The 13177-nt window shown below is 30.9% G+C and carries 17 protein-coding genes; 7 read left to right on the top strand and 10 right to left on the bottom strand.

Going from position 1 to position 13177, the window contains the following annotated elements:
* Nucleotide 1: 1 nt before the first annotated feature.
* The 6 genes from FJR48_RS08905 to FJR48_RS08880 form a co-directional block, all read right to left on the bottom strand.
* Complete coding sequence (locus FJR48_RS08905; protein ID WP_152307785.1) at nucleotides 2-1435, bottom strand: hypothetical protein; 1434 nt, start codon at nucleotides 1433-1435, stop codon at nucleotides 2-4.
* A 52-nt stretch (nucleotides 1436-1487) separates the two neighbouring features.
* A complete protein-coding gene (locus FJR48_RS08900) occupies nucleotides 1488-1772 on the bottom strand; it encodes an HU family DNA-binding protein (RefSeq protein ID WP_152307784.1) in 285 nt (94 codons plus the stop codon).
* A 98-nt stretch (nucleotides 1773-1870) separates the two neighbouring features.
* Entirely contained in the window at nucleotides 1871-2077 is a 207-nt protein-coding gene (locus tag FJR48_RS08895) for a hypothetical protein (RefSeq protein ID WP_152307783.1), read from the bottom strand.
* 9 nt (nucleotides 2078-2086) lie between these two features.
* Nucleotides 2087-2320 (bottom strand): helix-turn-helix domain-containing protein, encoded by a 234-nt coding sequence (locus FJR48_RS08890; protein WP_152307782.1) that lies wholly within the window; start codon nucleotides 2318-2320, stop codon nucleotides 2087-2089.
* Nucleotides 2321-2496: 176 nt separating this feature from the next.
* Nucleotides 2497-4155, bottom strand: a complete 1659-nt coding sequence (locus FJR48_RS08885) for a flagellar assembly protein A (RefSeq protein WP_152307781.1) — start codon at nucleotides 4153-4155, stop codon at nucleotides 2497-2499.
* 30 nt (nucleotides 4156-4185) lie between these two features.
* The gene (locus FJR48_RS08880) at nucleotides 4186-4833 is read right to left on the bottom strand and encodes a hypothetical protein (protein WP_152307780.1); all 648 of its coding nucleotides are present in this window, start codon (nucleotides 4831-4833) and stop codon (nucleotides 4186-4188) included.
* A 116-nt stretch (nucleotides 4834-4949) separates the two neighbouring features.
* Between FJR48_RS08880 and fbaA the strand changes: the two genes are divergently transcribed.
* Complete coding sequence (gene fbaA / locus FJR48_RS08875; RefSeq protein ID WP_152307779.1) at nucleotides 4950-6032, top strand: class II fructose-bisphosphate aldolase; 1083 nt, start codon at nucleotides 4950-4952, stop codon at nucleotides 6030-6032.
* On the opposite strand, the gene FJR48_RS08870 is transcribed toward fbaA, so the two are convergent.
* Nucleotides 6029-6376, bottom strand: coding sequence for a hypothetical protein (locus FJR48_RS08870; RefSeq protein ID WP_152307778.1), 348 nt, complete (start codon nucleotides 6374-6376; stop codon nucleotides 6029-6031). The two genes, fbaA and FJR48_RS08870, sit on opposite strands and share 4 nt — an antisense overlap.
* A 57-nt stretch (nucleotides 6377-6433) precedes the next feature.
* Between FJR48_RS08870 and cmoA the strand changes: the two genes are divergently transcribed.
* Entirely contained in the window at nucleotides 6434-7138 is a 705-nt protein-coding gene (cmoA, locus tag FJR48_RS08865) for a carboxy-S-adenosyl-L-methionine synthase CmoA (protein ID WP_152307777.1), read from the top strand.
* Between the two features lie 142 nt (nucleotides 7139-7280).
* On the opposite strand, the gene FJR48_RS08860 is transcribed toward cmoA, so the two are convergent.
* Both FJR48_RS08860 and nth read right to left on the bottom strand, forming a co-directional pair.
* Nucleotides 7281-7511 carry a hypothetical protein gene (locus tag FJR48_RS08860; protein ID WP_152307776.1) on the bottom strand — a complete coding sequence of 77 codons (231 nt, stop codon included), beginning with the start codon at nucleotides 7509-7511 and terminating at the stop codon, nucleotides 7281-7283.
* 20 nt (nucleotides 7512-7531) lie between these two features.
* Nucleotides 7532-8182 carry an endonuclease III gene (gene nth / locus FJR48_RS08855; RefSeq protein WP_152307775.1) on the bottom strand — a complete coding sequence of 217 codons (651 nt, stop codon included), beginning with the start codon at nucleotides 8180-8182 and terminating at the stop codon, nucleotides 7532-7534.
* Between the two features lie 76 nt (nucleotides 8183-8258).
* Here nth and FJR48_RS08850 point away from each other — a divergent pair, with 76 nt between their 5' ends.
* Both FJR48_RS08850 and FJR48_RS08845 read left to right on the top strand, forming a co-directional pair.
* Nucleotides 8259-9101, top strand: coding sequence for a peptidylprolyl isomerase (locus FJR48_RS08850; protein ID WP_152307774.1), 843 nt, complete (start codon nucleotides 8259-8261; stop codon nucleotides 9099-9101).
* Between the two features lie 8 nt (nucleotides 9102-9109).
* Nucleotides 9110-9955 carry a 1-aminocyclopropane-1-carboxylate deaminase gene (locus FJR48_RS08845; protein ID WP_152307773.1) on the top strand — a complete coding sequence of 282 codons (846 nt, stop codon included), beginning with the start codon at nucleotides 9110-9112 and terminating at the stop codon, nucleotides 9953-9955.
* Here the strand turns inward: FJR48_RS08845 and FJR48_RS08840 are convergent.
* Entirely contained in the window at nucleotides 9948-10625 is a 678-nt protein-coding gene (locus FJR48_RS08840) for a nitroreductase (protein WP_152307772.1), read from the bottom strand. The two genes, FJR48_RS08845 and FJR48_RS08840, sit on opposite strands and share 8 nt — an antisense overlap.
* Before the next feature lie 128 nt (nucleotides 10626-10753).
* On the opposite strand from FJR48_RS08840, the gene FJR48_RS08835 reads away from it, so the two are divergent.
* The 3 genes from FJR48_RS08835 to FJR48_RS08825 are packed head-to-tail and all read left to right on the top strand — an operon-like array spanning nucleotide 10754 to nucleotide 13167.
* A complete protein-coding gene (locus FJR48_RS08835; protein ID WP_152307771.1) occupies nucleotides 10754-11227 on the top strand; it encodes a Spy/CpxP family protein refolding chaperone in 474 nt (157 codons plus the stop codon).
* Between the two features lie 33 nt (nucleotides 11228-11260).
* Complete coding sequence (locus FJR48_RS08830) at nucleotides 11261-11938, top strand: response regulator transcription factor (RefSeq protein ID WP_188108566.1); 678 nt, start codon at nucleotides 11261-11263, stop codon at nucleotides 11936-11938.
* Complete coding sequence (locus tag FJR48_RS08825; RefSeq protein ID WP_152307770.1) at nucleotides 11935-13167, top strand: ArsS family sensor histidine kinase; 1233 nt, start codon at nucleotides 11935-11937, stop codon at nucleotides 13165-13167. Before FJR48_RS08830 ends, FJR48_RS08825 begins: the two co-directional genes overlap by 4 nt.
* The last annotated feature ends 10 nt before the right edge of the window (nucleotides 13168-13177 follow it).

The following is a 13177-nucleotide window of genomic DNA, read 5'->3' as shown; positions in this document are numbered from 1 at the left end:
TTTATTCCTTATTAAATATTTTTTTAAGAGTTGTTATACTTGGACATTCATCCTCATATATTAAAAATACTTTCTCGTTTGCCAGATTTATGGCATAAGAAAGCTCACTTTGAGATACATCACAAACATCAAGCAATATAACTATTTCGCTCCTTTGTGCACTTACATTTTTATAGTCGCTTAGAGTTAGAAAACTTTTCTTTTGATCTATTAGTTTTTTGGAACTATCCAATAAGACAGCTTCTTCTTTGATATATGAAGATAAATCTTCACTTAGTTTTTTACCGGTTTCTATACTTGCAACACAAAGAATAGTTTTAGAGTTTTCGTTTGAATAATAGTTTATATACTGCATAGCGGCTGCATACGGATGTTTTTGTATAAATTCTATATCTATCTTATTGTGAAAGCTTTTTGTTAGTTTATAAAAGTGTTCATAAGTATCTGCAGGATTTACCAAACTTAATTTTGCTTTTGAACACTTTGAGATTATTTGTTCAACTAAACTCTCATCTATCAATGAAGCATCGTCGCAAAATACATATGTTGTTGTTTTAGCATTTAAAAATTCTTCCGGTGTTAAAACATTTATAGATGTAGCATCTACGTTTATAATCGAGTATTCTATTAGCTCAATTATCGATTGTTTCACAATATCGCAACTAAGTTTAGTAGGCTCGATGATACAAACACTATTCTGTGATGAAAGCAGTTGCAAATATATTGCTTTTAATATAAGTGTCGTAGTTTTTCCCGAAGACGCTAAACCGTTTAAAGCAATAATATGATTATTATTGGATAGGTCATCTATAAAAGCTCTTTGTTCGTCAGTGGCAAAATGGATATCTTTTTTGTCTAAAATTAAATATTGGGTCAAAAGATTTGCCATAATAAAATCTATGTCCGGAAGATTATTATTTATATCTCTTGAATTTTCAAGTTTTTTTCGTATATTATCTTCATCGTTGTCGCAAAAAATAACTTTATCGTACGGCAGAAGACTTTTTTTCTCTTCATCAAGATGTTCATAATCTTCAAAAGTTAAATTTTCGGCTAATAAATAGTTAAATATATCAACAAAATCGTTATGTAATATTTCATTAAATTTAGTGTTTATAAAATTATTTGTTTTTTCAAAAGCTAAAGTGTTTTTAGATTGCTTGTTATTGTGTGATTTTTTAATTTCGTAATTTGCTAAATCGCTATACGTCCAATCTTTATATTCAAATATATATATCCCGCGTTTTGGATCTATAGCCATCAAAGGAATATCTATTTGACTAGAGTGATGAAACAGCGTAGTATTCTCTAAAATCTTACAATTATTTTTTTCACAAACCGATTTTAACTTTTTTATTAATATGGTATCGGGTATGTGTAGATTGTTTTTTTTATCTTTTTTTTTAAAGAGTAATGAAAAGAAGTTGATTTTCATTTAAGTCGGGAGAGAAAAAGTATAAGTTGTCGCTAATGCGACAACTTAAATATTATTTACCAGCTGCAACGCGGTCTTTAAGACCTTTACCAGCTTTAAATTTTGGAACCATTTTATCTTGAGTTGTGTAAGTTTTATTAGTACCTGGAACTTTACCGCTTTTACCTTTTTGTAATGCTGCAGAAAAGCTACCAAAACCAACTAAAGAAACGTCTTCTTTTTTTACTAATGCAGTTGTAACTGCTTCAGTAAATGCTTTAATTGCTGCTTCAGCTTCTACTTTAGTTTTATACTCACCACTTGCTTGAACTAGTTCTACAAACTCAGCTTTATTCATGAATTACCCTTGGATTAATAAAATTTTTCCGAAATCACTTACCTCATTGATTAAAACCAACTTTTAGATAAGCAATTCAGCTGAAGACACTTTATTATTTATTTGCTTAAATTTTTCTTCTTTTTCATAAAAATATGTAAAAATTTATAAAATTTATCTATTTTAGTACCTAATTTAGCACGCTTTATAGATTTTTGCAATAAATCATTATAGTGTTTAAAAATGTTAAATACACTTTTTTTAGAGTGAATTGACATAAAAACATCTTCTAAAGCATCTCTTTCATTTGACGTTAGCATACCCATATATTAATCCTAAAGTTTATTTATCTTTCTAACAGCTCTAATGATTTCATCATCTTCTAATTCTCCAAGCATTTTTATAACGACCGATGCAGCTTGAGGTTTGGCACGCCCTAGTTTCCAGTCTTGATATGTACGCATAGATATCCCAAGAGATTTAGCCATATCTTTTAAAGATATTTTTCTCCCTTTGTTTTGGGATTCGATTGAATTATGAAGAATATTAAACAGATCATTAATTTGCATAGGGAAGATTATACGGAATATATACTTAAATAAACATTTATTAGTGTATAAAATTATATAAACTGTTTATTATATAGTATTAAATAGATATAAAGATATATATATTATGTATAATACACGGAAAACCGTATATAAATTTTAAAAAAATATAAGATATAAGTTAGATGTAAAAAAAATTATAGATTTATTGAGATATTTACAGGTTTGAGGGTTATCTTTTCTTCGCTAATTTCAAGATGAAATTCTCCATACTTTTTAGAACTTGTTTTATATATGAGTTCCTTGTTTTCGCCAGTTGAGAATATTATTGTATTTAAGCCGCGAAGAGGTCTTTCGATTTTTACGTGTGCATCTTTGACAGAGTTGAGTATATCATTTTTTATTTCCTGCAGTTCTTTGAGTTTTAACTTTATACCTTCAACTTTTGATTTATCATGTCTTTTTGCTTCTTCTAGGTGATACTTTAGATCTTCTATATCATGGTCTATAAACTCTATTTTTTTTGAAAGAATAGGTATTTTTTTATAATCTATATTAAATAGATTATTTTCTCCGCTAACTAAAGTGATGTTGATTGAATGTGAAGCATATACTTTTAGATTGCTTTTTACATTCGTTATATTTACATCTTTTGCGTAGATAGTTCCGTTTAAACAAGAATCTATATTTACGGTTGTCGCATATACAGTACCCCCTTCAAGAAGTTTGATATCCGCTTGATGTGCTCTAATAGTCCCTTTATGCCTGTTTATTTTTGCAAATTTTGCACTTTGACGTGAACTCTGATGCGTAGCACCGTCTATTATTAGGTTTGTAGCATTTAAAACGGAGTTTGAACCTACAAAGCCTTCCACGTGTATAGTTTCACTGCTTAATGTTACACCTTCTCCTATACTGTCCTGTGTAGAATCCTTTTCGGAAACTATTACCTTTATGTCGTTATCTTCATGCTCGGAAAGAGTATCTTCTACTCTTTTTAATTTTCTCTTTTTAATAATATGGTCTATAAACATAAGGTTTTTTGAAAAATTTACAAAACCTTTAACTTTAGCTATATATTGCTTTTTATCTTTGTCTTCTTTGACTTCTATTGTCTCATCATCTATATCATAAGTAAAATCTTTAGAGTTTTTTTGAGTTTCACTCGTGATTACGTTTCCAAATGCATCCAGTCCGTTTTTTCCAAATTTTGGTTTTGCAAATTCTATCAATAAGTCACCGGCATTTACTTCTGTAATCTGATGATGATTTTTTTTATTTTCGTAGTGAAGGAGTAGTTGACCTTTTCGTGTAATATCAGGCGAGATAGTTTCAATCAAAGGTAATTTAATTGATTTCTTAAACTTTCCGGCATGAAGATGTTTTGTAAAAAGTTTTAGTTTAGCCAGATAACTCTCATCAAAAATATGAATCAAAATATTGTTTTTGGCTTTTATTTTATTAATCTCTTTTAGAAGCCAAAGGTAAGTATCCTTTGGTGTTTTTCTTTTATAAGGGATATTAGAGTCGGTTTTAATAATAATTTTGGGATTAACAATAAATTCGTCAAACTCTATCTCATATTTTAAGCTGTATTGTTCTTGGGCTTTTTCAAAAAGTTTAATTGTATAAACCTGTTTAAATTCGACATGATAATCAATCATTTTCTTCTCAGAGTTATACCTCTCTTTAATAGACTCGTTAAACTCTACAAAATCTCTCTCTTTAGTTGTCCTTATAAGTGTCTTGGTTTTTAATATGCTAAAGTCTATTATATCCGTACTTGCATCATTGCTTTGAGCATACTTTTTTAAAGAGAGGGAAATGTTTTTTGTTTTGACTGTTAGCTCTTTCACAGCTTAATATCCCTTTTTATTTCTTATATACTATAATGCCAAAAGATCACTATAATCATATTTTGAAAAATCTAAGTAGATTTTTCCGTTTTGTTCAATTACTCTTATATCCTCGTTTAATACTTCTTCAAATCTTTTTTTAATTTTTTTTCTTTGAAAAGATTCTAAATCAAGAGTTTTTAAATAGCTTTTTAGCTCAACAATCTTTGCACTGCTGTTTAAAGAATGTTCTATCTCATAAATAGTTTGCTTTTGCTCTTTTTCATGAAGTATTTTTTCATTCATAAGTTCTAAGATATTTTTTAATTGTTCGTCTTTATTTGTATAGATGCTTTCGATTCTATCTCTTTCGTCTCTTAGCATCTGTTCTTTATCGTTTATAAGCTTATCTATTTTACTTTCAAGTTGTTCTATTTTTTGTTTTAGGTATAGGTTTTCCCTTTTATATAAACCAAGTACGGTAGCAACTGTTGCTTTTTGCATAATGTTTTTTTGAACATTTTGTTTAATTTCTTTAGGCTCTTGTATTATTGATTCATTCGGTATTTCATCCGGTACGTTTATTAAAAGTATTCCGTCTTGTGAAGTATAGTTAAGTTTTTTTTGACGTATTTTTGAAGCAACCATCTCTTTAGACATTTTAAAACGTTTAGCATATTCTTCTATAGTTATATCCATTGTTTTACTTTAATATATATTTTTTTGTATTCTAACATAAAAAATATTATTTTAAGAAAGTTGTTTTAAAAGAAGTCTGTATTATAATTGCATAATTATTTTTTTAAGGTGTTTTTATGAGTAAAGGAATTTTAGATATAGTAAAACCGGGTGTACTTTTTGGTGAAGATGTACTTAAAGTGTATCAACATGCTAAAGATAACGGCTTTGCTATTCCGGCTGTAAATGTTGTTTCAACTGATTCTATAAACGGTGTGCTTGAGGCTGCTGCAAAAGTAAACTCTCCTGTTATTATTCAGTTTAGTAACGGTGGAGCTTCATATTATGCTGGAAAAGGTCTAAGTAACGAGAATGAATTAGCTGCAATCAACGGAGCCGTAAGTGGAGCTATACATACGCATATGATGGCTGAAGCTTACGGTGTGCCTGTAATTTTACACACAGACCATGCTGCTAAAAAACTATTGCCTTGGATAGATGCTCTTTTACAAGCAGGTGAACAGTATTTTGCGGCTAATGCTAAACCGCTTTTCTCATCTCATATGTTAGATCTATCAGAAGAGTCTTTAGAAGAAAACATTGCTATCTCAAAAGAATACTTAGCGAGAATGTCTAAAATAGGTATGCACATAGAGATAGAACTAGGTGTAACAGGCGGGGAAGAAGACGGAGTCGATAATACAAATATAGATAATGCTCTTTTATATACTCAACCCGAAGAGGTAGCGTATGCTTATGAAGAGTTAAGTAAAGTATCACCTAACTTTACCATAGCAGCTTCATTTGGTAATGTTCACGGTGTTTATAAACCGGGAAATGTAACTCTTACACCTAAAATCTTAGATAACTCTCAAAAATACATAGCTGAAAAATACAACACCGCAGATGCTAAACCTGTATTTTTCGTATTTCACGGCGGAAGCGGTAGTGAAAAATCTGAAATAGAAGAAGCTATATCTTACGGTGTTATCAAAATGAACATAGACACAGATACACAATGGGCTACTTGGGAAGGCGTAAAAGCATACGCTGAAAAGTATAACGACTATCTTCAAGGTCAAATCGGTAATCCGGAGGGTGAGGATAAACCAAATAAAAAATACTATGACCCTAGAAAATGGTTAAGAGCCGGACAAGAAACACTAGTAAAGCGTGTAGAAGAGGCATTTAAAGACTTAAATGCAATAGGTAGAAATTAATCTTTTATACCTTCATATATATCCATGATGCTTTTAGCATCTGGATTCTCCAAATAATATTTTTGAAGTAATTGATTTAGTCTGTTTAGATTAAACCTCCAAAATTTTTGAGAGTCAAACTCTTCATTTTCCTGCATCTTCTCAAACAACTCGGCATTCGTAAGCTCACCATTGTTCTCTTTTATAACTCTTAGCATCAGGTGCATCAAATCTTTTGTAGCTTCTGGAGTCGTATCGTCGTCTTCAAGTTGTTTATTTGGTAAAAAAGCGTAGATTTTCCACATACTGATTATCATAAATATAATAAAAAATATCATCATTAAAGTGGATATATCAAATTCCATATAGCTCTCCGGTTAAATATTGTAGTGATTATAGGCAAACTTTGCTAAAATTTCATTATGAATGATAAAGTATTTGCAAAACCGATAAAAAAACAGTTTGAATTTGATGAAGAAGTAGCAGCCGTATTTGACGATATGTTAAGCCGTAGTGTACCGTTTTACGAAGAGTCTCAAGAGATGACGAGATTTTTTGTACTAAAAGCACTACAAAACGGCGGAATAATGTACGACCTTGGTTGCTCGACTGCATCTTTGCTTATATCTATTGCCAAACAAAACCCAGATGTTACACTTATAGGACTTGACAACTCAGAAGCGATGCTGGAACAAGCCGGTAAAAAAGCACATGCATTTAATGTAGATATTAATCTTTTAAATGCGGATATTTTAGAATACGATTATGAAAAGGCAAATGTTTTTGTCAGTAACTATACTCTGCAATTTATAAGACCTTTGGTACGTGAAGAACTTGTAAAAAAGATAGCTGATGCACTTAAAAAAGAGGGTGTATTTATATTTAGCGAAAAAGTGATTTCACATCATGCAAAACTTAATAAAGATCTTATAGAACATTATTATGATTTTAAAAAGAAACAAGGTTATAGCGAATTTGAGATAGCCCAAAAACGTGAAGCGTTAGAGAACGTACTTGTACCGTACTCTGAAGAAGAAAATATAAAGATGGCAAAAAATGCGGGCTTTTCACACTGTGAGGTAGTGTTTCGCTGGGCAAATTTTGCAACTTTTATAGCTATAAAATAGTTTTTTACTTCATATTTAGTCGTTAGTTTTCTGTAAGCGCTGTGCTGAACACCTTCTCGTTTATTATTTTTAAACACCACCATATTGTCGTAAACTTCCGTGAACATTCAAAAAGAATGTTCCATCAGTTTACATGGCGGTGCTACCAAACATTTCGATTTTTAGATTTTTTCTTTTTTTCTTTAAAGGCATTCCCTATCTCTTCATAAGTTAATATCCCTTCTTTAGGGCAATCTTTATGGTAGTAACCTTGCATATCATAATATTCTTCACAATCATAATAGTATTTAGCGGTAATTCCATGTCTGTTAAAACATCCGCTAAACATAGTAGCTATGATAAAAAAAGATAAAAATAATAAAATTGTTCTCATAAAACTTTTGTAAGCAAAAATCATACCTTAAAGCTCTCAGTCGTTTTACACATATCGGTTAAAAAGCACTCAGCACACTTTGGATTTTTAGCTTTGCATATGTACCGACCAAATAAAACCATACCCTGATGCAGTGCATGCAAGTCGTTTTTAAACTTTTTTACAAGTGTAGCTTCAGTAGCAAGTGCCGTTTTGTCATCACTCAGACCCAAACGATGCGATACGCGAAATACATGTGTATCGACTGCCATCAAGTTTGCCCCTGTGTATTCTATCATTACGACATTTGCAGTTTTTTGTCCAACACCTGCAAGACGCTGCAAGTCTTTTTCATTCATTGGAATTTCGCCCTCAAACTCTTCAACAACGGTTTTTGCCATAGCAAGTAAATTTTTGGCTTTATTGTTAAAAAAAGAACATGATTTTATAAGTTCTTTTATATCTTCTATATCTGCATCAGCAAGTGTTTTTGCATCAGGGTATTTTTCAAATAAAGCAGGCGTAATTACATTTACACGTTTATCCGTACATTGAGCCGATAGTGCTACGGCAATAACCAGTTCATATGCATTTTTATAATCAAGTTCCGTTACTGCATCACTGTATCTATCAACAAATCGTTTGTGAATTTCACTAATCTCTTTTTTTGTCGCTTTTTTTACTTTTTTCATGGTGGAATTATAGCTTGTTTATTTATTGTTATCTAATTACTACTAAAATTTTTAGACTTAAAAAATAGGAATTTATATGAAATTAGTAACCCCGTTCTCTTTGAAAAAAGTTGCATTCTCAATGGCAATTTTATCGACACTTGCTGCAGCAAATACATTGGTAACAGTAAATGGTAAAGCTATCACTCAACAAGAGGTAGATTCTGAATTAATGCAGGCTACTCAGGGTAGATTTAATCAAGTTCCGGCTGATAAGCAACAACAACTTCGTTCACAAGTACTTGAACAGTTAGTAGCTAAAGAGTTGATTTTTGAAGATGCTAAAAAAACCGGTGTAATGGAGTCGCAGGATTTTAAAGATGAATATGCCAAAGTGATTGAGAGAGTTAAAAAAGAACTTGCTATTCAAGTTTGGCAAAAAAGAGAGCTTGATAAAGTTAACGTTTCAAATAAAGAAGTTAAAAAATATTATGACGACAATAAAGAAGAGTTTGACGAAAAAGAGTCTGTTCATGCTCGCCATATTCTAGTAAAAACAGAAAATGAAGCTAAAGATATAGTAAAACAACTTAAAGGTCTTAGCGGTAAAAATTTAGAAAATAAATTTATTGATTTAGCTAAATCAAAATCAACTGGACCTAGCGGACCTAAAGGTGGAGATTTAGGTTATTTTGCACAAGGTCAAATGGTTCCTGAATTTAACAAAGAAGTATTTTCTATGAAAGTAGGAACGATTTCTAATCCCGTAAAAACTCAGTTTGGACACCACGTAATCTACCTTCAAGATAAAAAAGCTTCTAAAACTCGTGCATTTACTGAAGTAAAACCTTTTATTGAACAACGCCTGAAAATGGAAAAATTCAAATCAGTAATGCAGACTAAAATGATGGCACTAAAAAATAAAGCTACGATAAAATAATAATCCCTATGAAGCCTACGCCTATTGATAAAATAATTATCGATGGGCGTACTTTTTATGTAAAACGTGACGACTTAGTAGATCCGCATCTAAGCGGTAATAAATTTCGTAAACTTCATAAACTCCTACAAACCCCAAAAGAAAATCTAAATAAAATCATCTCTTACGGTGGAACTCAATCAAATGCGATGTTGGCTATTGCCAAGATGTGTTATTTGAAAAAATGGGAGTTTATATACTACACAAAACCTCTCTCTACTTCTCAAAGACAACAACAAGTCGGAAACTATTTTGAAGCTATAAAACTGGGTATGAAACATATTGAAATAGATAATGAACTATATAAAGACGAAATAGCCAATATTAGATTTAACCTTGATGCAAAAACATATATAGTCGATCAAGGGGGAGCAGTTAAAGAAGCAGAGGAGGGTCTTGAAGTCTTGGCAAATGAGATAAGAGAACAAAATATAGGGGTTAAATCTTTGGCAACTCCAAGCGGAACAGGTACGACTGCTTTATTTTTGGCAAAGAGTCTTCCTGAATATAGAATTTATACAACACCTTGTGTCGGAGATGTAGAGTATTTGAAAGCACAGATGCTCTCTTTAGTAGATGAATTGCCGAAAAATTTAGTTATTTTAAAACCAAAAAAGAAGTATCATTTTGCAAAACTCTATCCTAATTTTTTAGATATATATAATAAGGTGTTGGATGCTAAAATTGAGTTTGATTTGTTGTATGCACCGGGAATGTGGGAGGCACTGCTAGAACATACAAAAGAAGAGGTTTTGTATATTCACAGCGGTGGAGTAACGGGAAATAAAAGTATGTTGGCGAGATACTTTAAATAAAAACCACGTTTTCTGAAAGCTCAACTCTCTCAGGCTGATAAGTATTTATCTTAGCTTCTTTATCCTCATATCCTATAACTACACTGTAAAGAAGTGCCAAGTTCTCAGGCACATCTAACTCGCGAGCGATTATACGTCCAAACTCCGTTGTAGAGCCTTGTGGACAAGTGTCTAACCCTTCCTCTTTGGCTAAAAGCATAATAGACTGCATATACGCACCACAATCTATAAGTACGCCTTGGGAATCATCAATATTTGCTTTATCGGTAAATACGAAAAATACCGTTTTTGCCCCAAACCATCTAAAGTTGTCTTTCCACATCTCTATACGAGTCTCGTTGTCTTTTCTATCTACTCCCATAAGTTGGTATAGACCCGCACCCGTAACTATACGTCTTTTTTTGTAAGGGTTTTTCCAATTAATCGGATAATATTGTATAAACTGGTCATTCTCAACACCATCATCCATAGCTTTTATTACGGCATCTCCAATTTTTTTCAATACAGCTTCATCACTGATAGCGTAAGTAACCCATGGCTGCATATTAGCACCGCTTGGTGTTTGAGCTGCTGCTTTTAAAATTTTTTCTTGAATATCTTTTGGAACCGGTTTTGGAAGATAAGACCTTTTTGAAGATCTTGAATTTATAACTTCGTAAACATTTGACATTAAAAATCCTAAATTTTTATTGTGATATTATAGCAAAATATACCTGTTAATATTTCATTAAACTATAGTTTAAAAAGTATTAATGAGTATATTCTATACTTTTTAAATCAATTAACAAGGAGTTCAAAATGAACAAAAAAATAATATTAGGTTTAACTGTATCAACACTACTTGCTTCATCACTATTAGCATATCCTCAAGGAGGGATGCAGCAAAAAAATCAACAGACGTGTATGAAGTCTAAGATGATGAAACATAAAAAAGGCAGAGGCGGGCATATGTTCATATCAACCGTAATGAAACTTGATTTAAGTACTGAACAAAGAACTAAGATTAGAGATATTGTTAAAAAAAGTATGCTTGAAGCTCCAAATCCTCATAATGCTTTTAGCGATACTTCTTTTAATAAAGATAAATTTATTAAGTTGGCAAAAGAGAGAAGAGACTCTAAAATTGAGCGTAAAGCAGATATGATAGAAAAAGTATATGCACTATTAGATGCTTCGCAAAAGAAAGATTTAAAAACGATGCTTGATATGAAAGATATTATGAAAAAAAATAAAGGCGGTAATTGTAACTTTAAAAATTGTCAAAACAAGTAGTATAATACAGGTTGATATTTTTAAGGAAAACAGTTGATAAAAATAGCAATGCTGGAGGATGATACCGAATTAGCAGATGTGCTGATTCAGTATCTCTCAAAATTCAATATATCTGTTAGAAATTTTGAAGACCCGTACTTAGCTTTAAGTGCCATAGCTTTAGAAGATTTTGATTTAATCATATTAGATTTGACTCTTCCGGGTATGGATGGTTTGGAAGTATGTAAAGAGCTGGTTACAAAGTATGATATCCCCATAATTATATCTAGTGCCAGAAGCGATATAACCGATAAAGTGATTGCACTTGAGTTAGGAGCCGATGACTACCTTCCAAAACCTTATGACCCAAGGGAGCTTGAGGTTAGGATAAAAACAATTTTAAGACGTTTTAATAAAAATATATCAAAAGATGCAGAAGAACAAAAAGAGTTATTTGTTTTAGATGAAGAAAAACAAGAGATTACAAAAGCAGGAAAATTTATAAAGTTTACCGCAGCAGAATTTCAAATAATGTCTTTAATGTGTAAACGAAAAGGTTTTGTGGTTTCAAGATACGATATTTTGGATAGTTGTGATTTGTTTAACAGTGATGAAGACAGCGGAAGCATCGCGGTTATAATAAACAGAATAAGACATAAAATAGAAAACAATCCTAAAAATCCACGCCATTTTCTAACAATAAGAGGGATGGGGTATAAATTAGTAGAATGAATAAAAATTCAATCATATTTTCAATCAGCATAACCTTTATAATAGCCCTAATCCTAATTTTGGTAAGTTTTTTTATCTTATATTTTGCAAGTGAAAAAAGAGAACAGTATTTTATACAAAAAAATAATTTTGAAGCTACAAGAGTTTTTTTAAGAGCTCACAAACATAGAGGTTTCTCACAAGAATTAGCTGATAATTTAGAGCTTATGAACTTTTCAGTCATTACGGATGCAACACGACAAAAAAATATACTTGAGAATAAAAAAACAAAATATTTTAAGAGTCCAAAAAGAGTAAGGTCGAGAGTTTTAGTAAAAAATATGGAACTTGACAATAGCTACTATGTATATATAAAAACACCAAAAGGTGAGTACATACTTAAAAATCATTATGAAAGAAATATTCATCAAAATATAATCATACTTGTATTTTTTGCCATGTTCATAATGATGACGACTTTGTATATAACTACACTAAAAAAACTTAAACCTCTAAAAACATTAAAGGACAAAGTTCAAAATTTCGGCGATGAAGAGTTTGATATCTCTTGTGCAAGTGATAAAAAAGATGAAATCTCACTTTTGGCAAATGAATTTGACAGGAGTGCAAAAAAACTCAAAAAACTAAAAGAATCCAGAAATGTTTTTATAAGAAATATAATGCATGAGTTAAAAACACCGATAACAAAAGGAAAGTTTTTACTAGAACTTGAACAAAATGAACAAAACAATAAAAAGATGCAAAAAGTTTTTTACAGACTTGAGTCGTTGATTAACGAGTTTGCATCTATAGAGGAGTTGATATCTGCAAAAAAAACATTAGAAAAAAAAGAGTATTTTTTAGATGATATTATAGATAATGCAGTCGATATTTTAATGTGTGATGAACAAAATGTCGTAAAAGATTTTGAAAATATAAAAATAAACGTAGATTTTAAACTTTTTTCAATAGCCATAAAAAACTTACTTGATAACGGTATCAAATACTCGACGGATAAAAAAATACTTATTAAAGTACAAAACAAAAATATAATATTTGAAAACTTTGGGGATAAGCTTAGTTATGAAATCAAACGTTATTATGAGCCGTTTTTTAAAGGGGATGACGTAAAGTCAAACCAAAGTTTCGGTCTTGGATTATATATAGTCAAACATATTTTAGACGCACATAATTTTAACTTTGAATACAAATACAGTGAGGGAAAAAATATATTTTTAATTTCTTTCTAAATAATTATAC

This window comes from Sulfurimonas lithotrophica (assembly GCF_009258225.1).
In the GTDB taxonomy this organism is placed as follows: Bacteria; Campylobacterota; Campylobacteria; order Campylobacterales; family Sulfurimonadaceae; genus Sulfurimonas; species Sulfurimonas lithotrophica.
Note: the sequence above shows the minus strand (reverse complement) of the source record. Positions and strands in the feature narration are given on the sequence as shown.

Bases quoted from the DNA above. Each gene is read 5' to 3' on its own strand.
- FJR48_RS08905 (WP_152307785.1), bottom strand. From the start codon at position 1,435: ATGAAAATCAACTTCTTTTCATTACTCTTTAAAAAAAAAGATAAAAAA.
- FJR48_RS08900 (WP_152307784.1), bottom strand. From the start codon at position 1,772: ATGAATAAAGCTGAGTTTGTAGAACTAGTTCAAGCAAGTGGTGAGTAT.
- FJR48_RS08895 (WP_152307783.1), bottom strand. From the start codon at position 2,077: ATGGGTATGCTAACGTCAAATGAAAGAGATGCTTTAGAAGATGTTTTT.
- FJR48_RS08890 (WP_152307782.1), bottom strand. From the start codon at position 2,320: ATGCAAATTAATGATCTGTTTAATATTCTTCATAATTCAATCGAATCC.
- FJR48_RS08880 (WP_152307780.1), bottom strand. From the start codon at position 4,833: ATGGATATAACTATAGAAGAATATGCTAAACGTTTTAAAATGTCTAAA.
- fbaA (WP_152307779.1), top strand. From the start codon at position 4,950: ATGAGTAAAGGAATTTTAGATATAGTAAAACCGGGTGTACTTTTTGGT.
- FJR48_RS08870 (WP_152307778.1), bottom strand. From the start codon at position 6,376: ATGGAATTTGATATATCCACTTTAATGATGATATTTTTTATTATATTT.
- cmoA (WP_152307777.1), top strand. From the start codon at position 6,434: ATGAATGATAAAGTATTTGCAAAACCGATAAAAAAACAGTTTGAATTT.
- FJR48_RS08860 (WP_152307776.1), bottom strand. From the start codon at position 7,511: ATGAGAACAATTTTATTATTTTTATCTTTTTTTATCATAGCTACTATG.
- nth (WP_152307775.1), bottom strand. From the start codon at position 8,182: ATGAAAAAAGTAAAAAAAGCGACAAAAAAAGAGATTAGTGAAATTCAC.
- FJR48_RS08850 (WP_152307774.1), top strand. From the start codon at position 8,259: ATGAAATTAGTAACCCCGTTCTCTTTGAAAAAAGTTGCATTCTCAATG.
- FJR48_RS08845 (WP_152307773.1), top strand. From the start codon at position 9,110: ATGAAGCCTACGCCTATTGATAAAATAATTATCGATGGGCGTACTTTT.
- FJR48_RS08840 (WP_152307772.1), bottom strand. From the start codon at position 10,625: ATGTCAAATGTTTACGAAGTTATAAATTCAAGATCTTCAAAAAGGTCT.
- FJR48_RS08835 (WP_152307771.1), top strand. From the start codon at position 10,754: ATGAACAAAAAAATAATATTAGGTTTAACTGTATCAACACTACTTGCT.
- FJR48_RS08825 (WP_152307770.1), top strand. From the start codon at position 11,935: ATGAATAAAAATTCAATCATATTTTCAATCAGCATAACCTTTATAATA.